The following is a 15483-nucleotide window of genomic DNA, read 5'->3' as shown; positions in this document are numbered from 1 at the left end:
CACCGGCCGAGTGGACAGGTGCGGACAGGAGTGGACAGTGAACGTCCCTGTCCGGCCTGGAGAGTGGACAGTGGCCCCGCACGACGCTGTGCGCCATGAACCTCCCACGCACTCGGCCGGGGCGGACGCCAGCCGCCCCTCGGCGGACGGCCGTCCTCGCGGTACTCGCCGCGGCCCAGTTCCTCGTCATGGTCGCCAGCTCGATCGTGAACGTGGCGCTGCCGCAGACCCGGACCGGGGTCGGCCTGTCGGACACCGGTGCCACCTGGGTGGTCAACGCCTACGGGCTGGCGTTCGGGGCGCTGCTCCTCGCCGGCGGGCGGGCGTCCGACCTGCTCGGGCGCCGCCCGGTGCTGGTCGTCGGGCTCGCCCTGTTCACGGCCGGCTCCCTGGCGGCGGGAGCGGCCGGCTCGCCGGGCGTGCTGATCACGGCCCGTGCCGTACAGGGCCTCGGTGCCGCCGCCGTCGCCCCGGCCGCGCTCGCCCTGGCCATGGACCTGTTCCCGCCTGGACCCGGACGCGGCAGCGCGCTGGGGGTGCGGGGCGCGGTCTCCGGGGCGGGCGGCGCGGGCGGGGTCCTTGCAACAGGTCCTCGGCTCGGGGCCGCTGACCACCGGGGCGGGGCGCCGAGAAGCGCTACCAGTACGCCGTCTCCTTCCCCGACGAACAGGGCTACGGCGGCTACGGCGTGGTCAAGTACGACCGCACGACCGGGGCCCGCCACATCCACCGGGCCGGCGACGCCCGCCTGCCCGGCGAAGCCGTCTTCGTGCCCGCCGACGGAGCGACCCGCGAGGACGACGGCTACCTGCTCACCGTGGTCTCCGACCTCAAGCAGAACGCCTCGCAGCCGCTGGTCCTCGACGCCTCCGGCCTCGACCGGATCGCCACCGTCCACCTGCCCCACCGGGTGAACGCCGGGCTCCACGGTTCCTGGGTCCCCGACGGCGACGCGGACGACAGCGCGGCCTGAGCCACGACGAGGAGACGCCGCCCGTCCGCCGGCAGCAAGGGGCCCCGGGAACTCACCGTCCCGGGGCCCCGAGGCGGTCCGTCAGATTTATCTCTTTAGCGTCGCCCCGTGCAGAAGGCAAATGTGGCTCACCCGAAGGTGTGATGCTGCGCAGCGGAGGAAGGGGTAAGGGTCGAACGGCGTAGTGTCATATGCCCGCTGCCTTCAGCAGAGGCAACGACACGGCGGGTAGGGGAGAGGACGGCATCACGGGATGGCGGGGACCGACTGGAGTGAACTGGGGATCTGCCGGACGGCCGACCCTGACGACCTGTTCGTCGAGGGGGCCGCGCAGAACCGCGCGAAGGCACTGTGCGGCGGCTGCGGCGTCCGGACCGAGTGCCTCGCGTACGCCCTGGACCAGCGTATCGAGCACGGCATTTGGGGAGGCATGACCGAGCGGGAGCGCCGGGCCCTGTTGCGGCGCCGGCCCACTGTCACTTCCTGGCGTCGCCTGCTGGAAACGGCCCGTGCGGAACACCAGCGCACTCATGCGGCCAAGACCGCCGACCTCAGGGCGAGTTGACCCCCGATCCGTCCGCGGGCCGGTGCTCCGCACTCGCGGTGTCCCGATCCGGGGCCGTCAGCCGCACTACCAGGTGAACATCGCCCGGTCGAACCGTCGTTCGGCCAGGTCCTTCGGTCGGACGAGCCAGTAGAGGGTGCCGCAGTCGCCCCACATCATGTTCGCGTCGTCGTCCGAGCCGAACTGGGCGAGCCGCACCCAGCGCAGGGCCTCCTCGCGGACACGGGGATCGTCCAACGCCGAGCAGCCCGGCGCGCCGTGAGCCACCTCGGTCTCCACCTCGTCCTGGTCCGGGTCCGCGTGACCGCCGATCTGGTGCGCACTCGCCCCAGCCGCGGACCCTCCGGCGCGTCCCGCTCGGCGACGGCGGCACCGGCCGGTATGAACAGCACCCGCGCTCCGGCCATGCTGTCGGACACTCGGGGGTCGATCCTGGTCCGCCCGTCGTCCACCTGCCCGTCGAAGAGGAGGGCCGGTGTGCCGTCCACCGGCAAGGCGGTGGCAGGGGGCGCCACGCCCGGAACAGACCGATCCAGCGCTCGGAGATGTCGCCGGGCAGGGGGGCGAGCGTGTGCAGGTCCTACAGCACCGGTGGGACTTCCGGCTCCGGGCTGATGTCGCCGTTCAGGTCCATCTCGTAGCGGCCTTGCGTCTTGCCGGCGACCGACAGGTGCTTGAGCCAGTTCTTCGAGAGGTTGTGGAGGTTCTTGTGCTGGATCTCCCACGGCATGGAGTGACCGGCGCACTTCACCGTGACCAGAATGTTGTGCGCTCCCGTGATGGCGTCGTAGAGAGCGGGGACATGGAAGTCGAGCGCCGGGTTGGAGCTGGGCGGTGTGGTGTTGGCCGTCTTGTCGTGCTCGCCGTGCACGATCAGTACGGGCACGCTTCCGCCGAGGACGCCGCCCTGCCCCGCGGTGGTGTTGTTCCAGCCCCATGACACGAAGTTCCGGTACCGGCTGGCCCCCACCGGACGCCCGTCCTCGATCGGCCCCCAGGTGCGGCCGAGGGGGTCGATCTCCATCAGGGCGTCCCACACGACGTCGATCATGCCTTCCTCGCGCTGGTTCGGGCACTTGGCTTCCTTGGCCCAGGCCAGATCGAGGCCGTCATGGGTGAGCACATGGGTGGGGAAGCCCGGGGCGGGCAGGGTCGGTGGGGTCGAGGGCCCGAGCGGCGGGAAGATCGGCGCGAGGAGGAACAGGCTCTCCACCTTCCCCGGATTGTTGACCGCGTACGGTCCCATCGCGAACGCGGCGGCCGACCAGCCGATGAACGCGACCTTGGTGACGTTGCGTTCGCCGCGGATGTAGTCGACGACGGTGCCGAGTTCGTCCCGGTCGCTCTGCGAGTTGGTCAGGACGTACGGGTAGCTCGCCGTGCGCGTGCCCATCAGCGGGGGAGTGACGGCGCCCTGCTGCGTGGGATTGACGTTGCACGGGTCCTCCATCCGCGGACGCGGTGAGAGACCCGAGCCCTGGAGGTCCATCATGAAGACGTCGTACCCGGCCTGGGCGACGGCCTTGGCCCACCCGTACGAGGTGTGCTGGAGGTCGTAGCCCGCAAGTGCCGGAACGCTCCTGCCGTGCAGCATGAGGACGGCCTTGCGGTTCGCGGGCGGGCCGGAGGGCGTGCCGTCGTGCTCCCGCACGAACAGTTCGACCTTCTGGCCGATCGTGGCGGGGACGGTCGACGTGTGCGGGACCGAGTGGTCGGTGGTGACGATGGCCATGAGGTGTCCCTTCGCACCACTCGCCCATGGGCGGTGGCTGAACGCGACTGAAGGGGTGGATCGAGGCAGTGTGCGATTCCTGCGGTCGGCCCTTTCGCCGACCGGGATCGCCCGTGGGCAAGAGAACTCGCCCGATGTGCGCCCTCACCCGCGCAGGGCTCGTCGGAGCCGGCGACGGTGGTGTGAAACGGCTGGGCAACCCTTCCAGCGACCTCTGGAAAGGCTTGTCAGACCATGTGAGTGAGCGTCAGCGCCGTCATCACTCCCACGTGGATCACGGGGCAACCAACCGGGGCCCGATGAGAGAGGGCGGTGGGCACAGTGGGGCCGTTGAGTCCCTACGTTCCCAGCCTGCCGCCGCGTGTCACGGCCTGCAACTCGATCAATCGCCTGCGTAATTGATTGGTCAACAGAGCGTGCGTGGCGCGGTCGGCCGCACCGGGACGTCCGGTCGCCGCCCGGCCCTTGCCGTCACGTCCACAGGTCCTGGCTCGTGCACACGCGAGCACCCATGTTCGTCTCCATCATGCGCAGAGCAGCCTCGGCGAGGTCGTCGTGGATGTGTGCCACGGCGTCCCGGGGGACGACGACCTCGAAATGGCGGATGTGGGCGTCGAGCGCGGAGTAGAGCACACACTGCTCGGTCACCTGCCCGCACAGCACCAACTGCTGGATCCCCCGCTGCTGGAGCAGATACGACAAGGGAGTCTCGTAGAAGACGGAGTGCCGCGCCTTGAGGACGAACAGCGAGTCGCCGTCGGGCCGCAGGGGCTCGACGAGATCCGCGTGGGGGCTCCGCAGAGCGTGCTCCAGCAGTTCGCCGTGGTGCGAGCGCCACTCCCCGAAGTTGTCGTTGACGTAGATGACCGTCGCCCCGTCCCGCCGCGCGCGGCGCAGCAGATCGGTCAGCACCGGTACGACCTGCCGCGCGGACGGGAGCAGCAGCTCGGCGTCCTGGTGATCGTAGGTGTTGATCATGTCGATGACGATCAGCGCGGTCTTGCTCATGCTGCCAGGGTTCCACCTCCGGGACGGGCGGGCCTGCGGAGCCCTGTGCGCCCCGCGCCGCCACCTCCGCCGTGGTGCCCCGGACGACTGGGAGTACGCGTCGGACCGCCCGTCACCCCACGCCGTGCCCGAAAGGATGAATGCCCCGGTCGGACGGCGTGTCGCAGGTGCCGGCGAAGCAGGATCCCCGTCGACAGGCGAAGAGCGGGACGGCAGGGGGCACATGTGGCCAGGCGGCGGTCGGCGTTACGGGACCGGGCACGCTACCGGTTCGACCAGACCCTGGCCCGCAGCACGGGCACCCTCCTCGGCTGGCTGGCGGCGTGCTGTCTGGCCGTGGTCGTGCCGGTCAGCACCGCGCTGGTGTGGATGGATCCCGCGGCACCCCGTTCGCTGTCCGGCAGGCTCACCGCGGTATGGCGCACCAGCGCGGAGACGCTCCGGCTCGGCGCCGTGACCGGCGCGCCGCTGCGGATGCTCCTCTCCGTCCTGCTCGGCCTGATCGCCCTGCTCTGCGTCTCGACCCTGGTGGGAGTGATCACCACCGGACTCGGCGACCGCGTCGCGGAGCTGCGCCGGGGCCGCTCCATGGTGCTGGAGCGGGGGCATGTGGTCGTTCTCGGCTGGTCGGACCAGGTGTTCACGATCGTCGGCGAGCTCGCGGCCGCCCACGGCGATCGTGGCCGGACCACCATCGCCGTACTCGCCGACCGGGACTCGACCGGGATGGAGGAGGAACTGCTGGCCGTCCCCGGCGTCCGGGGCCGTGCCCGGCTCGTGTGCCGCACCGGCTCGCCCGCGGACCCCGCGGCGCTGGCCCTGGTCGGCCCGGCCACCGCCGCCTCGGTGCTGGTCCTGCCGGCGGCGGAGGGAGAGGCGGACACCGAGGTCGTGCGCGTCCTGCTCGCCCTGCGGGCCCTGACCGGGCCGGAGGGCGGACCGCCGGTGGTGTCCGCCGTACGCGACGGCCGTCGGCTGCCCGCCGCACGACTCGCGGCCGGAGCGCGCGGCACGGTGCTGGAGACGGACGGCACCACCGCACGGCTGCTCGTGCAGGCCGCGCGGCGCCCCGGACTGACGTCCGCCTTGCGCGACCTCCTCGACTTCGCCGGCGCCGAGTTCCACCTGGCCGACGCTCCGCACCTGGCCGGGCTCACCTTCCGGCAGATCGCCCTGCGCCACGACACGTCCTGTGCCGTCGGATTCCTGCGCGCCGACGGCGGTCTCCTGCTCACGCCGCCACCGGGCGCCGTGCTCACCGCCGGGGACCGGCTGGTCGTGGTCGCCCACGACGACCGGCCCGCGGCGCCCACCGACCACCGCTCGCACGTGGACCCCACGGCGATGAGCGCGGCCACGCCGGCGGCCGACAGGCCCGTGCGCGTCCTGCTGCTGGGCTGGAATCGGCGCGGGCCGCTGATCGCGGATCTTCTGCGGCGCGGCGCCCGCCCGGGATCCGTCCTCGACGTGATCGCCGGCCCGGACACCGGCCTCCTCCCGGGGCAGCAGGCCGGCGAACCGGACGACGGGCGGCTCGCCGTCACCCACCGTCCGGGCGACCCCACGCGCCCCGAAGTCCTGCGCGGCCTGGACCTCTTCGGCTACGACAGTGTCATCGTGCTCGGCCCGGACACCTGCCATACCGGCGAACGCCCGGACGACCGGGCCCTGTTGACCCTGCTCATACTGCACTCCTTCGAGGAGGCGGCCGGCCGGACGCTGCCCGTGGTCGCCGAACTGCACGACCACCGCACCGAGCGTCTGGCCCCGCTCGGCCCGGCCGCGGGCACGGTGGTGCGGGGCCGGCTGACCGCGCTGCTCATGGCGCAGATCACCCATCACCCGTCGCTCGCCCCGGTGTTCGACGACATCTTCGTCAGGCGCGGCGGCGCGCTGGACCTGCGTCCGGCGGGGGAGTACGTCCTGCCCGGCCGTGAGGCGTCCTTCGCGACCGTGGTGGCGGCCGCACTGGACCGGGGCCAGTGCGCGATCGGCTACCACGAGCAGGGCCCGCACCCCGCGGAAGTCGTGCTCTGCCCCCGCAAGAGCGACCGGCGCGTCTGGTCCGCCGAGGACAGGATCCTGGTGCTGCTCCCGGCCCCCGACGCTTCCGTCACCGCGGACCCGGCGGACGCGCACCTGCCGCACATCCGTCCGGGACGGCGAAGCGACGACACCCCTGCCGAGGCCCCACCAGCCTGAGGGGTGTGTGTGCCTCGTCTACATGCCGATGGGCAGGTTCCCGGGAACCTGCGGTGCCGTCGGGATGTAGTGGTTGGCGAGGTCGACGTCACGGTTGTGGCGGTGGCGACGGGCCTCCGGGTCACCGTACTTCGCGAGACGGCTACGGCCGGAAACGGCATCCCGGACGGCCCGGCCTGCCTGCGGTCGGGCCGTATGTGGTCGTGCCAGGAAGAACGCACCAGCCCAGCCGTTCGGTCCGGCGGCAATTCCGCCGAGTCCCGCGCAACCCTTGGTCACTTGGCGGAGTCTCTGTGATCGCTTCGCCTCCCGGACGCGCCCCGAGGCCGACGACGCCTTCGGTTCGAGCGTCTCGTCGGGGGACAGCAACGGCGACGGCTACCGGGACCTGGCCATCGGCGTCTACGGCGAGACTTTGTCCGGACATCCGTACGCGAGCGCGGAGGTCCTGTACGGCTCGGCCTCGGGCCTGTCCGGCAAGGGCGCCCGGTGGATCACCCGCAGTACGCCCGGCATCCCCCGCGCACCTCGGGAGGACGACGGTTTCGGCGACACGGTACGGCTGCGCGGGTCTTCGGCCGGGGTCGGCACCAGGGGCGCCACCACCGTGGACGGGGCCGTCATCCAGGGCATGCTGCGGTGACTCCTTGACCCCTGATGTCCGGGATGTTCCGGAAAGGGTGTGCGAGGTGGGGGAGCGGGTAGGAGCGCCGTCCGAGCACGTCACGGAGGAGGAAACCATGAAGTTCACGCGACGGATCGCGATCGTCGGCGCTTCCGCGGCGATGGCCGCAGGCGCGATGGCGGTCGGCGGCGGTCCCGCGGTCGCGGCCACTCCTCACACCCCCGGGCACCACCCCGCCGCGGCCGGCGCCGAGCGGCCGTCCGCCGGGCGCCACCATGACGCCCGGCAGCCCACGGACCCGTGGATCGAGGACCAGCTGGCGACCTTCTACCCGTCGTCGGCCCAGCGGCTCGCCGTGTTCGACCCCTGGGTCAAGGACCAGCTCGTGAAGTTCGGCGACACCACGAAGTGAGGCGACCGGGCCGGGCGGCCCACCGAGGGCCGGTGAGCAGCGGCCGTACCCGGACCGCAGCCGTCTGATCGCTCCCGTACCGACTTGCGGGCGCCTGCCCGGCCGGTAGCGTCGACTGGAGTTGGGGCCCCGCACGAGGGAGCGATCCGATGGGCCTGAAGCGCTGGCTCGACGCCTGGCCGGTGTACCGGCAGCTGACCGGCACGGATCCGCTGGGCCGCGGCAAGGCGGCACAGTCGGCCCGCTCCTCGGCCCTGGGCTCCCGGACCGAGAGCGCCGACCGGATGGTGCACTCGGTGTGCCCGTACTGCGCGGTGGGCTGCGCCCAGCGCGTGTACGTCAAGGACGAGAAGATCATCCAGATCGAGGGCAACCCGGACAGCCCCATCTCCCGCGGTCGGCTGTGTCCCAAGGGGTCCGCCAGCAAGCAGCTGGTCACCGGCCCGCAGCGCGAGCAGCACGTCCTGTACCGGGCGCCGTACGGCACCGACTGGCAGGAGCTGGACCTGGACACGGCCATGGACATGGTGGCCGACCGGGTGCTGGACGCCCGCCGCAGAGGCTGGCAGGAAACCGACGCGGACGGCAGGACCCTGCGGCGGACGATGGGGTTCGCCGGTCTGGGCGGGGCGACGCTGGACAACGAGGAGAACTACCTCATCAAGAAGTTGTTCACCGCTCTCGGTGCCCTCCAGATCGAGAACCAGGCCCGCATTTGACACTCCGCCACGGTTCCCGGTCTGGGAGCCTCGCTCGGCCGTGGCGGCGCCACGGACTACCAGCAGGACCTGGTCAACGCCGACTGCATCGTCATCATGGGCTCGAACATGGCCGAGGCCCATCCGGTCGCGTTCCAATGGGTCATCGAGGCCAAGGCGCGCGGCGCCAAGGTCATCCACATCGACCCGCGCTTCACCCGCACCAGCGCGCACGCGGACCAGCACGTCACCATCCGGGCCGGCACCGACATCGCGTTCCTGGGCGGCGTGATCAACCACATCCTCACCCACGACCTGGACTTCCGGGACTACGTGCGGGCGTACACCAACGCGCCCTCCCTGGTGGACGAGAGCTTCCAGGACACCGAGGACCTGGACGGGCTGTTCAGCGGCTACGACCCGCACACCGCGGCGTACGACCCGTCGAGCTGGTCGTACGCGAGCGTCCGCGCCCAGGAGCGGCCGGGCCGCCACGCGAAGGAGACCTCCGAGCCCTACCAGCACGGCGCCAGGGGCCCGCTCGTCGAGGAGGCCGAGGGGGGAATCGAGTCCGATCCCACCCTGGAACACCCCCGGTGCGTGTTCCAGGTGCTCAAGCGGCACTTCGCGCGCTACACCCCGGAGATGGTGGAGCGGATCTGCGGAGTGCCGCGGGAGCTGTTCCTCGGCGTGTGCCGGGCCTGGACGGAGAACTCCGGCCGGGAGCGGACCACCGCGCTGGTCTACAGCGTCGGCTGGACCCAGCACTCCGTCGGCGCCCAGTACATCCGGGCCGGATCGATCGTCCAGCTGCTGCTGGGCAACATCGGGCGTCCGGGCGGCGGCATCTACGCCCTGCGTGGCCACGCCAGCATCCAGGGCTCCACGGACGTGCCCACCCTGTTCAACCTGCTGCCGGGCTATCTGCCGATGCCGAGCGTCACCCACCAGAACCTGGCCGGCTATCTCGGCACCGTGCGCGGCACGGGGCAGAAGGGGTTCTGGGGCGACGCCGACGCCTACATGGTCTCGCTGCTCAAGGAGTACTGGGGCGACGCGGCGACCGCCGAGAACGACTACCGCTTCGACTACCTGCCCCGCGTCGACGGCGACCACGGCACCTACCGCACTGTGATGGACATGGTCGACGGCAAGGTGTTCGGCTACTTCCTGCTCGGGCAGAACCCCGCGGTCGGCTCGGCACACGGCCGGCTGCAGCGCCTGGGCATGGCCAACCTCGACTGGCTCGTCGTCCGCGACCTCACCATGATCGAGAGCGCGACCTTCTGGAAGGACGCGCCGGAGATCGAGACCGGGGAGATCGTCACCGAGCGCTGCCGCACGGAGGTCTTCTTCTTCCCGGCCTCGTCGCACGTGGAGAAGGCCGGCACCTTCACCCAGACGCAGCGGATGCTCCAGTGGCGGGACCAGGCCGTGGAGCCCATCGGCGACCGGCGCTCCGAGCTGTGGTTCTTCCACCGTCTCGGCCTCCTGCTGAAGGAGCGCCTCGCGGGCTCGGCCGACGAACGCGACCGCCCCGTCCTCGACCTCGCCTGGGACTACGACATGGAGGGCGACGAGCCGTCCCCGTCGGACGTGCTGCGCCACATCAACGGCATCGACCTGAGCACCGGCCGCACCGTCGACAGCTATCTCGACCTGCGTGACGACGGCAGCACGGCGTGCGGCTGCTGGATCTACAGCGGGGTGTACGCCGGCGAGACCAACCAGGCGCGCCGCCGCACCCCCCGCTCCGAGACGGGACCGTACGACGCCGAGTGGGGCTGGACCTGGCCGCTGAACCGCCGGGTGCTGTACAACCGCGCCTCCGCCGACCCGGACGGGCGGCCCTGGAGCGAGCGGAAGAAGCTGATCTGGTGGGACGAGGGAGCCGGCGAGTGGACCGGCCGTGACACCCCCGACTTCGAGCGGACCAAACCGCCGCACTACCGGCCGCCGGAGGGCGCGTCCGGCCCGGCGGCGCTGAGCGGCGACGACGCGTTCATCATGATGAGCGACGGCAAGGCGTGGCTGTACGCGCCGGCCGGACTCGCGGACGGGCCGATGCCCACGCACTACGAGCCGCACGAGTCGCCGATGCGCAATCTGCTCTACGGCCAGCAGGGCAACCCGGTGCGCAAGGTCTACGGGCGCCCTGACAACCCGTCCAACCCCGCGCCGCCGGAGGCCCACTCCCAGGTGTTCCCCTACGTGTTCACGGCGGCCCGGCTGACCGAGCACCACACGGCGGGCGCCATGAGCCGCCAGCTGCCGTACCTGGCGGAGTTGCAGCCGGCGTTGTTCGTGGAGGTGTCCCCGGAGCTCGCGCGGGAGCGCGCACTCAGGCATCTGGACTGGGCCCATGTGATCACCAGCAGAACCGCGGTCGACGCGCGGGTGGTGGTCACCGACCGGATGGCACCGCTGCGGATCGACGGCCGTGTGGTCCACCAGGTCTGGATGCCGTACCACTGGGGCTCGACGGGCCTGACGACCGGGGACGTGGTCAACGACCTGATCGGCGTGGTCGCCGACCCCAATGTCTTCATCCAGGAGAGCAAGGTGCTGACCTGCGACGTACGGCCCGGACCGCGCCCGCGCGGCCCCGACCTGCTCGCGTACGTGGCGGACTACCGCCGCCGGGCCGGCATCACACCTCAAACCGGCACGCGGATCGCGACGGCGGACGGCTGCGCCGAGTGCACGCACACCGAGACGGACGAACCGCCGGAGGCGCCGTCATGACCCCGGACAACAGTTTCTACGGTCCGCTGGAGGACCCCGCCGAGAACGCCGGACACGTCGACCACCCGCCGCGAATGGGCTTCTTCACCGACACCTCCGTGTGCATCGGCTGCAAGGCGTGCGAGGTGGCGTGCAAGGAGTGGAACGACGTCCCCGAGGACGGCATCGACCTGCTGGGCATGTCCTTCGACAACACCGGAATGCTGGGCGCGAGTTCATGGCGGCACGTGGCGTTCGTCGAGCAGCAGCGCCCGCTGGGCCGCCAGGACGCGGGCCTCGCCGACCTGCCCGTGGGCCCGTCCGGCACGGAAGACACGGAGGAGGTGGTCGCGGACGCCCTGGAGTTCGCCAGGCGCGGCGGCGCGGACCTCGGCACGGCCCCGGTGGACCTGGGCTTCCCCTCCTTCGAACTGCCCGGCGCGGGCACGGGAGCGGAGGCGCGCACGGAGTTCCGCTGGCTGATGTCCTCGGACGTGTGCAAGCACTGCACACACGCGGGCTGCCTCGACGTGTGCCCCACCGGGGCGCTGTTCCGCACCGAGTTCGGCACCGTGGTGGTGCAGCCCGACATCTGCAACGGCTGCGGCTACTGCGTGTCCGGCTGCCCCTACGGCGTCATCGACCGGCGGCCGGACGACGGACGGGCCTGGAAGTGCACCATGTGCTACGACCGGCTGAAGGACGGCCTGGAACCGGCGTGCGCCAAGGCCTGCCCGACGGACTCCATCCAGTTCGGCCCGCTGGACGAACTGCGTGAGCGGGCCGACCGGCGGGTGGCGGCCCTGCACGAGGCGGGCGTGCCCGAGGCCCGGCTCTACGGCCGCGACCCCGAGGACGGGGTGGGCGGCGACGGCGCCTTCTTCCTGCTCCTCGACGAACCCGAGGTATACGGCTTCCCACCCGATCCGGTGGTGCCGACCCGCGACCTCGTGTCGATCTGGAAGCACGTGGGCGTGGCCGCGTCGGCGCTGCTGGCCGCCTCCGCGGCCGTCTTCGTCCGCGGGCCGCGGCGATGAGCGGGGACGCGGCGATGAGCGGGGACGGGGCGCTCCGGCACGGGCTGCCGGACGGCCACCGGCCCGGCCGCGACGACGACGGCAGCCGCGAGCGGTCGATGGTGCCGAAGGCGAAGTTCCGCTCCTACTACGGCCGTCCGGTCCTCAAGCCGCCCGTGTGGGAGTGGAAGATCCCCGCCTACCTCTTCACCGGCGGGCTGTCCGCCGGAGCCGCCCTGCTCGCGGCCGGCGCGGACCTGACCGAGCGCCCTGAACTGCGCCGGGCAGGCCGGGTCGGCGGTTTCGCCGCCCTGTTGGCGAGCATGTACCTGCTCGTCGCGGACCTCGGCCGGCCCGAGCGCTTCCATCACATGCTGCGGGTCGCCAAGCCGAGTTCGCCGATGTCCGTCGGCACCTGGGTCCTCGTCGCGTACGGCCCGGGCAGCGCGCTGGCGGCGACGGCGGAGTTGCTGCCGGCCGGTGTCCGGGCCACGCTGCCCGGACGGCTGCTGGGCCTGACGGCACGTCCGGCGGGACTGTCGGCGGCCCTGCTGGCGCCCGGGGTCGCCTCGTACACGGCGGCACTGCTGTCCCAGACGGCGGTCCCCGCGTGGCACGAGGCGCACAAGGAGCTGCCGTTCGTCTTCACCGGTTCCGCCGCGGCCAGTGGGGCCGGGCTGGGCATGCTGCTGGCCCCGGTCGCGGAGGCCGGTCCGGCGCGGCGGCTCGGCGTCGTGGGCGCGGCGGCCGAGATCGCCGCCTCCCGCCTCGTCGACCGGCGTCCCGGGCTGGTGACGCAGGCCTACACGACCGGCCGCCCGCATCGCCTCCGCAAGGCGTCCGAGTACCTGACGCTGGGCGGCGCCCTGGCGGCGATGACCCTCGCCCGGCGCAGTCGCACGGCTGCCGCGGCGGGCGGGCTGGCCCTGCTGGCGGGGAGTGTGCTCCAGCGGTTCGGCACCTTCGAGGCGGGGGTGGTGTCCACCAAGGACCCCGCGTACGTGGTCGAACCTCAGCGCGAGCGGCTGCGGGCCCACGACGAGGACGCGGACGGGGCAGGTCCCGGCCCCTCGTGACGGCTCCGGCCGGCGGCCTCCCCGTACCGGGAGGCAGTGTCCGCCGTCCCTCCGTCACCCGGCGTCCGGAAACCGTGTCCGCCGTACGGCCTCCTCGTCGGCCTTCCGCCGTGCCGACAGGGCGTTGTGTTCCCGCACCTCGGCGAGCCGGCTCCAGGGCCGGATCTCGTCCAGGGAGACTCCCGGGCAGGCGAGCCGGTGCGGAATCCGGCACGTCGCCCCGGGGAGCGGTTCGTCCAGGCCGCCGTTCCACGCGACGCCGTTGCCGTCGACATGCCAGCGGTGCCCGCCCGGCACGAGGTGGGCAGGCACGGGCCGGCCGGGTTGGAGGAGGACGTGCTGCCCGGTGTAGGTGGCGCGGCGCTCCCCCACGAGCCCGCATTCGGGGCAGACCGGGGGGCCGGGCGGTTCCGGTCCGGTGGCGCCGTCGCGAGCCGCCTGGGCACGGTCGGCGGCCTCCCACGGCCGTGGGGTGCCGACGGCCGGCACGCGGACTCCGTCCGGTCCCGGTACGGAAAACGGGACGATGCTGTCGGTCTCGCCCATACCGTCGAGCGTGCGGGCTCCGGTCCGGTGCGCACAGGGCGCATCAAGGGAGCACCGGGAGCAGGGCGGCGCTGAGGTACCGGACGGTTCCGTGGGCGTCTCCGGGCCCTCAGTCGTCGACTGAACCGCTGCGTGTGGGCGGATGCCGACGGGCCGCCCGGTAGGCGGCGATGAGCGCCGTGAGCTGCCGGTTGTAGCCCTCGGCTTCCTGAAGGGCCGCGTCCGGCAACGGGTCGTCGGCCCGGTAGCCGAGCGCGGGGCGCCCGGCGATGTGCCCGCAGAGGGCGTCCAGGTGATCGAGGAGGGCCGCGCGGCGGGCCTGCTCGGGTGTCAGTGACCGCAGCCAGACGAGCCTCTCCACGACCGTCTCGGGACGTGGGGGCAGTGTGTGTCGGATGCTGTCGGCCCGCTGGGCGAGGGTGTTCCACACCGGCAGGCGGAGCACCTCGACCAGCGTGTCGGGGGCGGCTTCCACGGTGGTGGGCGTCATGTGTCCACAGTCGCAGGGGGCACTGACAACGCGGCCCGCGCCCCTCGCGGAGGTCAGCCGTCCGGGGTGCGCATGATGGCGCAGCCGGAGCAGACGGACCAACCGGGCCGGTGCGCGGACCGTTCCCGGACCGGGCTCTTCCGCGGGTTTCCCAGTACCGCAAGTAACATGATCACCTTGTCTCCGGTTGCACCAGTCAGTCAACTCGGCGCTGTCTTCCGACGCGCCCAGCCCGGAGATATCCATGCCCTCTGTCGATGACGCGTTCGAGAACGCGCGCCTCACCTACGAACAGCACATGCGGACCTGCCGCCAGTGCCATGTCGATGCCGCGCCCTGTGCCGTGGCCAAGCATCTTCTGCGGCTCTACAACATCGCCCGCAGGGACCGGATGCGCGCCATGGGAGGGCACGCCCCCACGGCCTGACCCCGACCTGCGACGGTCCACCTGGCCGCCGGCCTTTCGGCGGTCGTGATCCGGGAACCCGGCCGGCCGTCCCGTCCCCGAGACACAGGAGGCCGTCGTGACAGACCCGCGCGCCGACCGGCCGAACCCGGTCACCCGGCACGCCCGCCCGGACTTCCCCTCCCAGGACCAGCCGCATCCGGGCTGGACCGGTCCGATGGACCCACCGCCCGACCACGGCGAGGAGTCCTACCGCGGTGCCGGCCGTCTCGACGGCCTCAAGACCGTGATCACGGGTGGGGACTCCGGCATCGGCCGGGCGGTGGCGCTCGCCTTCGCCCGGGAGGGCGCCGACGTGCTGTTCACCCATCTCCCGGAAGAGGAGGACGAGGCCCGCGAGACGTCCCGGCTGGTCGAGGACGCCGGCCGCAAGGCGGTCGCCGTGGCCTGCGACATCCGCGAGGAGGACAACTGCCGCGCTCTGATCGACCGGGCGGTGGCCGAGTTCGGCCGCATCGACGTCCTCGTCAACAACGCCGCCTACCAGATGTCCCAGCCGGCCGGCATCGAGGCCATCACCACCGAGCAGTTCGACCGGGTACTGCGGACGAACCTCTACGGCATGTTCTGGCTGACCAAGTTCGCCCTGCCGCACATGCCTTCCGGCGCCTGTGTCATCAACTCCGCGTCCGTGCAGGCGTACAAGCCGAGCCCGCACCTGCTGGACTACGCGATGACGAAGGGTGCCATCGTCACCTTCACCCAGGGGCTGGCGGAGATGGCCGCCGAACGCGGCATCCGGGTCAACGCGGTCGCACCCGGGCCGGTGTGGACGCCGCTCATCCCGTCGACCCTGCCGGACACCCGGGAGTTCGGCAAGCGGAGTCCGCTCGGCCGGCCGGCGCAGCCCGCGGAACTGGCCCCGGCCTACGTCTACCTGGCCTCTGCGCAGGCCGGCTACGTCACCGCGGAGATCGTCAATGTGACGGGTGGCACGCCACTGCCCTGAC

14 protein-coding genes and 2 pseudogenes are annotated in these 15483 nt (G+C 72.1%); 11 read left to right on the top strand and 5 right to left on the bottom strand.

What is annotated here, in order from left to right:
• Positions 1-95: 95 nt before the first annotated feature.
• The 3 genes and pseudogenes from BLW57_RS04685 to BLW57_RS04675 form a co-directional block, all read left to right on the top strand.
• Positions 96-530: pseudogene (locus BLW57_RS04685) on the top strand (MFS transporter); the annotation flags it as partial.
• Between the two features lie 104 nt (positions 531-634).
• A pseudogene (locus BLW57_RS04680) lies at positions 635-973 on the top strand (carotenoid oxygenase family protein); the annotation flags it as partial.
• 253 nt (positions 974-1226) lie between these two features.
• Positions 1227-1538 carry a WhiB family transcriptional regulator gene (locus tag BLW57_RS04675; protein ID WP_093472353.1) on the top strand — a complete coding sequence of 104 codons (312 nt, stop codon included), beginning with the start codon at positions 1227-1229 and terminating at the stop codon, positions 1536-1538.
• A gap of 66 nt (positions 1539-1604) precedes the next feature.
• Here BLW57_RS04675 and BLW57_RS42120 read toward each other — a convergent pair whose 3' ends face one another.
• The 3 genes from BLW57_RS42120 to BLW57_RS04660 all read right to left on the bottom strand — a co-directional run bounded on the left by BLW57_RS42120 (position 1605) and on the right by BLW57_RS04660 (position 4278).
• Positions 1605-1817, bottom strand: a complete 213-nt coding sequence (locus tag BLW57_RS42120; protein WP_256339385.1) for a DUF1963 domain-containing protein — start codon at positions 1815-1817, stop codon at positions 1605-1607.
• Between the two features lie 301 nt (positions 1818-2118).
• Positions 2119-3270: an alpha/beta fold hydrolase gene (locus tag BLW57_RS04665; protein ID WP_176985457.1), complete on the bottom strand. Its 1152-nt coding sequence runs from the start codon at positions 3268-3270 to the stop codon at positions 2119-2121.
• 471 nt (positions 3271-3741) lie between these two features.
• Positions 3742-4278, bottom strand: coding sequence for a cysteine hydrolase family protein (locus BLW57_RS04660; RefSeq protein ID WP_093472351.1), 537 nt, complete (start codon positions 4276-4278; stop codon positions 3742-3744).
• A 225-nt stretch (positions 4279-4503) separates the two neighbouring features.
• Here BLW57_RS04660 and BLW57_RS04655 point away from each other — a divergent pair, with 225 nt between their 5' ends.
• From BLW57_RS04655 to nrfD, 6 genes are all read left to right on the top strand, one after another.
• Positions 4504-6480: a CASTOR/POLLUX-related putative ion channel gene (locus tag BLW57_RS04655; RefSeq protein WP_093472350.1), complete on the top strand. Its 1977-nt coding sequence runs from the start codon at positions 4504-4506 to the stop codon at positions 6478-6480.
• Between the two features lie 271 nt (positions 6481-6751).
• The gene (locus BLW57_RS04650; protein WP_256339384.1) at positions 6752-7123 is read left to right on the top strand and encodes an FG-GAP repeat protein; all 372 of its coding nucleotides are present in this window, start codon (positions 6752-6754) and stop codon (positions 7121-7123) included.
• Positions 7124-7220: 97 nt separating this feature from the next.
• A complete protein-coding gene (locus BLW57_RS04645) occupies positions 7221-7517 on the top strand; it encodes a hypothetical protein (protein WP_093472347.1) in 297 nt (98 codons plus the stop codon).
• 149 nt (positions 7518-7666) lie between these two features.
• Positions 7667-10960 carry a formate dehydrogenase gene (fdh, locus tag BLW57_RS04640; RefSeq protein ID WP_093472345.1) on the top strand — a complete coding sequence of 1098 codons (3294 nt, stop codon included), beginning with the start codon at positions 7667-7669 and terminating at the stop codon, positions 10958-10960.
• The gene (locus BLW57_RS04635; protein ID WP_093472344.1) at positions 10957-11976 is read left to right on the top strand and encodes a 4Fe-4S dicluster domain-containing protein; all 1020 of its coding nucleotides are present in this window, start codon (positions 10957-10959) and stop codon (positions 11974-11976) included. The genes fdh and BLW57_RS04635 overlap by 4 nt, the downstream gene beginning before the upstream one ends.
• Positions 11977-11990: 14 nt before the next feature.
• The gene (gene nrfD, locus BLW57_RS04630; RefSeq protein ID WP_093472342.1) at positions 11991-13031 is read left to right on the top strand and encodes an NrfD/PsrC family molybdoenzyme membrane anchor subunit; all 1041 of its coding nucleotides are present in this window, start codon (positions 11991-11993) and stop codon (positions 13029-13031) included.
• A gap of 54 nt (positions 13032-13085) precedes the next feature.
• Here the strand turns inward: nrfD and BLW57_RS04625 are convergent, their stop codons facing one another.
• Together BLW57_RS04625 and BLW57_RS04620 are read right to left on the bottom strand one after the other, a co-directional pair.
• Positions 13086-13577, bottom strand: coding sequence for a DUF6083 domain-containing protein (locus BLW57_RS04625; protein WP_093472341.1), 492 nt, complete (start codon positions 13575-13577; stop codon positions 13086-13088).
• Between the two features lie 109 nt (positions 13578-13686).
• Positions 13687-14067, bottom strand: coding sequence for a hypothetical protein (locus BLW57_RS04620; RefSeq protein WP_093472339.1), 381 nt, complete (start codon positions 14065-14067; stop codon positions 13687-13689).
• Positions 14068-14311: 244 nt separating this feature from the next.
• Here BLW57_RS04620 and BLW57_RS04615 point away from each other — a divergent pair, with 244 nt between their 5' ends.
• Both BLW57_RS04615 and BLW57_RS04610 read left to right on the top strand, forming a co-directional pair.
• Positions 14312-14494: a hypothetical protein gene (locus BLW57_RS04615; RefSeq protein WP_093472337.1), complete on the top strand. Its 183-nt coding sequence runs from the start codon at positions 14312-14314 to the stop codon at positions 14492-14494.
• A 97-nt stretch (positions 14495-14591) separates the two neighbouring features.
• Positions 14592-15482, top strand: a complete 891-nt coding sequence (locus tag BLW57_RS04610; protein WP_093472335.1) for an SDR family oxidoreductase — start codon at positions 14592-14594, stop codon at positions 15480-15482.
• The last annotated feature ends 1 nt before the right edge of the window (position 15483 follow it).

It is taken from the genome of Streptomyces sp. 1222.5 (assembly GCF_900105245.1).
In the GTDB taxonomy this organism is placed as follows: Bacteria; Actinomycetota; Actinomycetes; order Streptomycetales; family Streptomycetaceae; genus Streptomyces; species Streptomyces albidocamelliae.
The sequence above is the reverse complement of the archived record's forward strand: the minus strand, read 5'-3'. Positions and strand labels throughout refer to the sequence as shown.